This window comes from Streptomyces torulosus, assembly GCF_001419765.1.
Taxonomy (GTDB): domain Bacteria; phylum Actinomycetota; class Actinomycetes; order Streptomycetales; family Streptomycetaceae; genus Streptomyces; species Streptomyces torulosus.
In genome coordinates this window covers 1-4,810 of sequence record NZ_LIRK01000929.1, presented here as the reverse complement: position 1 = coordinate 4,810, position 4,810 = coordinate 1, and the positions used below count along the sequence as shown (strand labels likewise).

5 protein-coding genes are annotated in these 4,810 nt (G+C 71.2%); 4 read left to right on the top strand and 1 reads right to left on the bottom strand.

Annotated elements, in window-relative coordinates:
• The coding region (locus tag AOK23_RS42670) for a pyridoxal-phosphate-dependent aminotransferase family protein (protein ID WP_055717748.1) at positions 1–1,084 on the bottom strand (1,084 nt) is incomplete at its 3' end.
• A gap of 249 nt (positions 1,085–1,333) precedes the next feature.
• On the opposite strand from AOK23_RS42670, the gene AOK23_RS42665 reads away from it, so the two are divergent.
• The 4 genes from AOK23_RS42665 to AOK23_RS42650 are packed head-to-tail and all read left to right on the top strand — an operon-like array spanning position 1,334 to position 4,675.
• Entirely contained in the window at positions 1,334–2,185 is an 852-nt protein-coding gene (locus AOK23_RS42665) for an ABC transporter substrate-binding protein (protein ID WP_055717747.1), read from the top strand.
• A gap of 3 nt (positions 2,186–2,188) precedes the next feature.
• Entirely contained in the window at positions 2,189–3,022 is an 834-nt protein-coding gene (locus tag AOK23_RS42660; protein ID WP_055717746.1) for an amino acid ABC transporter permease, read from the top strand.
• Positions 3,019–3,828, top strand: a complete 810-nt coding sequence (locus AOK23_RS42655; protein WP_055717745.1) for an amino acid ABC transporter ATP-binding protein — start codon at positions 3,019–3,021, stop codon at positions 3,826–3,828. Before AOK23_RS42660 ends, AOK23_RS42655 begins: the two co-directional genes overlap by 4 nt.
• 55 nt (positions 3,829–3,883) lie before the next feature.
• On the top strand, positions 3,884–4,675 hold the full coding sequence (locus AOK23_RS42650; RefSeq protein ID WP_055717744.1) for a PIG-L deacetylase family protein: 792 nt from the start codon (positions 3,884–3,886) through the stop codon (positions 4,673–4,675).
• The last annotated feature ends 135 nt before the right edge of the window (positions 4,676–4,810 follow it).

The window sequence follows — 4,810 nt, the reverse complement described above, 5'->3', positions numbered from 1 at the left end:
AGATGTGTATAGGCGACAGCTCCAGGTCCACCCGTGCCCCGAACTCCGCCAGCGCCGCCCCCAGGCCGGCGAGGCTGGAGTGCACGGCGCCCGGCGTCGCGTCGGGGCCGTAGTGGTTGACGCGGACCATCTCGCGGGCGAGGGCGCCGCCGCCCGCGGCCAGCGGCAGCGCGGGGTCCGCGGCGAGGGCCTTGGCGACGAGCTCGGACGCGTCGACACCGTCCGGTACCCGGAGGGTCGTCGCGACCGGGGCCGCGTCGCGTGCCTCGCGCACATACGGCTCCAGACCGCCGCCCAGCGCGAGCGCCCCCGCCCGGGTGGCCGCGGCGGCCGAGGCATGGCGGCCCATCACCGTGTCGAGGCCCGCCGACTCGATGCGCTCCAGGCACGCCTCCAGCGCGAGCATCTCCAACTGGGCCGGGGCGTGCAGCAGGGCGCGGCGGCCGCCGTCGATCCAGCGCTCCTTCCAGTCGAGGAGCGACAGGTAGGAGCGGCGCGGGGCGTGCGGGTTCGCGGCCATCCGGGCCCACGCCCGCTCGCTCACCGAGATCGCGGAGACGCCGGCCGGACCGCCCATCGCCTTCTGCGCCCCGATGACGCACAGGTCGACTCCCCACGCGTCCGGCAGCACCGGCTCGGCGCCGACGGAGGCCACCGCGTCCAGGTAGAAGAGCGCGCCGTGCTCACGGGCGACCTCGCCGATCGCGGCGACGGGGTTCGTGTTGCCGGTCGCCGCCTCCGCGTGCACCAGGGAGACGAAGTCGATGGCCGGGTGCTCGGCGAAGGCGTCCCGGATCTGCTCGGCGGTGACCGCCGTGTGGAAGGGCACGGCCAGGTCGACGACGGTCGCCCCGCAGTCCCGCAGCCAGTCGCCGAAGGTCTGCCCGTACGGGCCGGTGATCACGTTCAGGGCGGTCGTCCCGGGACCGGCGGCCCCGCGGATCGCCCCCTCCAGCGGCAGCAGCGCCTCGCCCTGGGTGATCACCACGTCCTGCTCCGTGGAGAGCAGCCGGGCCACCCGGTCCTCGATCGACGCGAAGCGCGCCGCGGTCAACGGGGCCAGATCCAGAAACGGGTGCGTCACAGGGTGCTCTCTTCGCTCACTGGGGTAGATGGTGTCCAGGGTGGGCCGACACGGGTCGACGTACGTCGAGCGTAATCGGCGCGTCCGGCAGCACCGTCCGACGATCCCCGCCCCCGGAGTCCGAGCGCATCTGCAGCCCCGCACCGATGACTTCTGAGGCCGAACGGCTCAGTGACCATCGGATTGGTTTGAGTAAGTCAAACATTTCCTTATAATCGGATGCCTACGTTCCCCACAGGAGGTCTCCCCGTGAACTCGGTCCTCGCACGCCGGACCCGCATCCTGGCCGCCACCACCGCCGCGGCCGGACTGTTGCTCGTGGCCGGTTGCACCTCGACCGACGGCGGCGGCAGCGGCACCAAGACGGCCGCCGGCGGGGTCGAGCTGGTCAAGGCGGGGCAGCTGACGACCTGCACCCACCTCCCGTACCCGCCGTTCCAGTCGGAGATCGACGGCAAGGTGCAGGGCTTCGACGTCGCGCTGATCGACCTCGTCGCCAAGGACCTGGGCGTGAAGCAGGACATCCTCGACACCCCGTTCGAGAACTTCAAGACGGGCGCTTTCCTGAACTCCGGCGAGTGCGACCTCGCCGCCGCCGGTATGACGATCACCGACGAGCGCAAGAAGAACGTCGACTTCTCCGACCCGTACTTCGACGCCACCCAGGCCGTCCTCGCCGACAAGGGCGCCGGGATCAGCTCCTTCGCGGACCTCAAGGGCAAGAAGGTCGGCGCCCAGGCGCAGACCACCGGAGAGGACTACGCCAAGAGCCAGGGCCTCGACCCGGTCTCCTTCGAGTCCTCCGACGCCGTCCTCAACGGACTGCGCTCCGGCCAGGTGGACGCCGTCGTCATCGACTACCCGGTCGTCCAGGGCTGGCTGAAGGACAAGGCCAACGCCGACGCCTTCGAGGTCGCGGACAACATCAACACCGGTGAGCAGTACGGCTTCACGGTCAAGAAGGGCAACACCAAGCTCCTCGCCGCCATCAACAAGGCGCTCTCCGAGGCCAGGTCCGACGGGACGTACCGCGAGCTGTACGAGAAGTGGATCGGTCCGTACGACGAGAGCGCCGCCTCCGCCTCCCCGTCCGCGTCCTGATCGATGGCCGACACGGATGCGGTGGTCCAGCCCCGGAAGAAGGGGCTGACCCGGCGGCAGAAGCGCAGTCTGTCGCGCGGCGCGCAGTACGCCGTCTTCGTCGCCGCCGTGATCGCCTTCGCGGTCTCGGCGGACTGGGGACGGCTGAAGAACCAGTTCGCGCAGGCGGACATCGCCGAGCAGATGTTCCCGGACGTCATCACGCTGGCGCTGAAGAACACCGTGCTCTACACCCTGTCCGGCTTCGCCGTCGGCCTGGTGCTCGGCATGGTGATCGCCCTGATGCGGTTGTCGTCGGTCGGTCCGTACCGCTGGTTCGCCGGCGTGTACATCGAGATCTTCCGCGGTCTGCCCGCCCTGCTGATCTTCATCTTCATCGGGGTCGCCGTCCCGCTGGCCTTCCCGGGCACGGAGATCGTCGGCGGCACCTACGGCAAGGTCGCCCTGGCGCTGGGCCTGGTCGCGGCGGCGTACATGGCGGAGACGATCCGCGCGGGCATCCAGGCCGTCCCCAAGGGGCAGATGGAGGCGGCCCGTTCGCTGGGGTTCTCGCCCGCCCGCGCGATGGTCTCCATCATCATCCCGCAGGCGTTCCGGATCATCCTCCCGCCGCTCACCAACGAACTCGTCCTCCTCTTCAAGGACTCCTCGCTGGTGCTGTTCCTCGGGGTCACCCTGGAGGAGCGCGAACTGTCCAAGTACGGGCGGGACCTGGCCAGCACCACCGCCAACTCCACGCCGATCCTGGTCGCCGGCCTGTGCTACCTGCTGGTCACCATCCCGCTCGGCTTCGTCGTGCGCCGTATGGAGGCGAAGGCCCAGGAGGCCGTGAAATGACCGCGAAGACGCTGGGCGGACCCCCCGAGATCCAGGTCCGCGCCCTGTACAAGTCGTTCGGCGACAACGAGGTCCTCAAGGGCATCGACCTGGAGATCGGCCGCGGCGAGGTCGTCTGCGTCATCGGCCCGTCCGGCTCCGGCAAGTCGACCCTGCTGCGCTGCGTGAACCTTCTGGAGGAACCCACGAAGGGCCAGGTCTTCGTCGGCGGCACCGAGCTGACGGACCCCGACGTCGACATCGACGCCGTACGCCGCCGCATCGGCATGGTCTTCCAGCAGTTCAACCTCTTCCCGCACCTCACGGTCACCGAGAACCTCACGCTCCCGCAGCGCCGGGTCCTCAGGCGGGGCAAGGCGGAGGCGGCGCGGGTGGCCGCCGAGAACCTGGGACGGGTCGGTCTCGCCGAGAAGGCGGACGCCTACCCCTCCTCCCTCTCCGGCGGCCAGCAGCAGCGCGTGGCGATCGCCCGCTCCCTGTCCATGGGCCCCGAGGTCATGCTGTTCGACGAGCCGACGTCGGCACTGGACCCGGAACTGGTGGGCGACGTCCTGGCGGTGATGCGCAGGCTCGCGGAGGAGGGCATGACGATGATGGTCGTCACCCATGAGATGACCTTCGCCCGCGAGGTCGCCGACCGGGTCGTCTTCATGGACGGCGGCGTGATCGTCGAGGACGGCACCCCCGCCCGGGTCATCGGCGCGCCCCGGCACGAGCGCACCCGCCACTTCCTGTCCCGTCTCCTCGACCCCGCGATGGCGGAGGTCGAGGAGGAGACGTCGGACCAGGTGGGCGGAAGCGACTGAAAAGGGCATACGCGCTTCTGTCGCCCAGAGTGCTCCACCCGTCATCATTCGGGGCATGACGACTCTCGACGACGCGGGCGGCCCCGGCGCCGGCCCGCGACCGGCCCCGCTGCCGGAGGACTGGGACCGCTGTCTGGCCGTGGCGGCGCACCCCGACGACATCGAGTACGGGACGGCGTCCGCCGTGGCCCGCTGGACGGCGGCGGGCAAGCGGGTCACATATCTGCTGGCCACCCGTGGCGAGGCCGGCATCGACGGACTCCACCCGGACGAGGCCGGCCCGCTGCGCGAGGCGGAGGAACGGGCCGGGGCCCGCGAAGTGGGCGTGGACGTGGTCGAGTTCCTCGACCACCGGGACGGGACGATCGAGTACGGGCCCGCCCTGCGCCGCGACATCGTGCGGGCGATCCGGCGGCACCGGCCGGAGGTCGTGGTGACCGGGGCGTACACGGTGCGGATGGTCGCCGGAGTGGTGAACCAGGCGGACCACCGGGTCGTCGGGCTCGCCGCGCTCGACGCGGCACGCGACGCGGGCAACCGGTGGATCTTCCCCGAACTCGCCGACGAGGGACTCGAACCGTGGGGCGGGGTCCGCTTCGTGGCCTTCGCCGGGGCCGAGCACCCGACCCACGGTGTGGACGTCACCGGCGAACCGCTGGAGCGGGGCATCGCCTCCCTGGCCGCCCACGCCGAGTACACCAAGGGCCTGGGCGGCCAGGGCTTCGAACCCCGCCCCTTCCTGACCTGGGCGGCCCACCGGGGCGGCCAGGCCCTCGGCGTCGAGGCGGCGGTGCTCTTCGACGTCCACGCCCTTGGCTTCGAGGGTCCGCCGCCGTGGGAGAGGTGACGCCTCCGCGCGTCCGGGGTGCGGGTCGTTCGGCGGGTGCGGGTGGGTGTGGGCTTGTCGCGCAGTTCCCCGCGCCCCTGAAGGGATCGGGCCTGCGGCCCGCCCCTTCATGAAAAGCCCGGGGCGCAGCCCCGG

Excerpts from the sequence above, each read along its gene's own strand:
- AOK23_RS42660 (WP_055717746.1), top strand. The coding sequence starts at position 2,189 with ATGGCCGACACGGATGCGGTGGTCCAGCCCCGGAAGAAGGGGCTGACC.
- AOK23_RS42655 (WP_055717745.1), top strand. The coding sequence starts at position 3,019 with ATGACCGCGAAGACGCTGGGCGGACCCCCCGAGATCCAGGTCCGCGCC.
- AOK23_RS42650 (WP_055717744.1), top strand. The coding sequence starts at position 3,884 with ATGACGACTCTCGACGACGCGGGCGGCCCCGGCGCCGGCCCGCGACCG.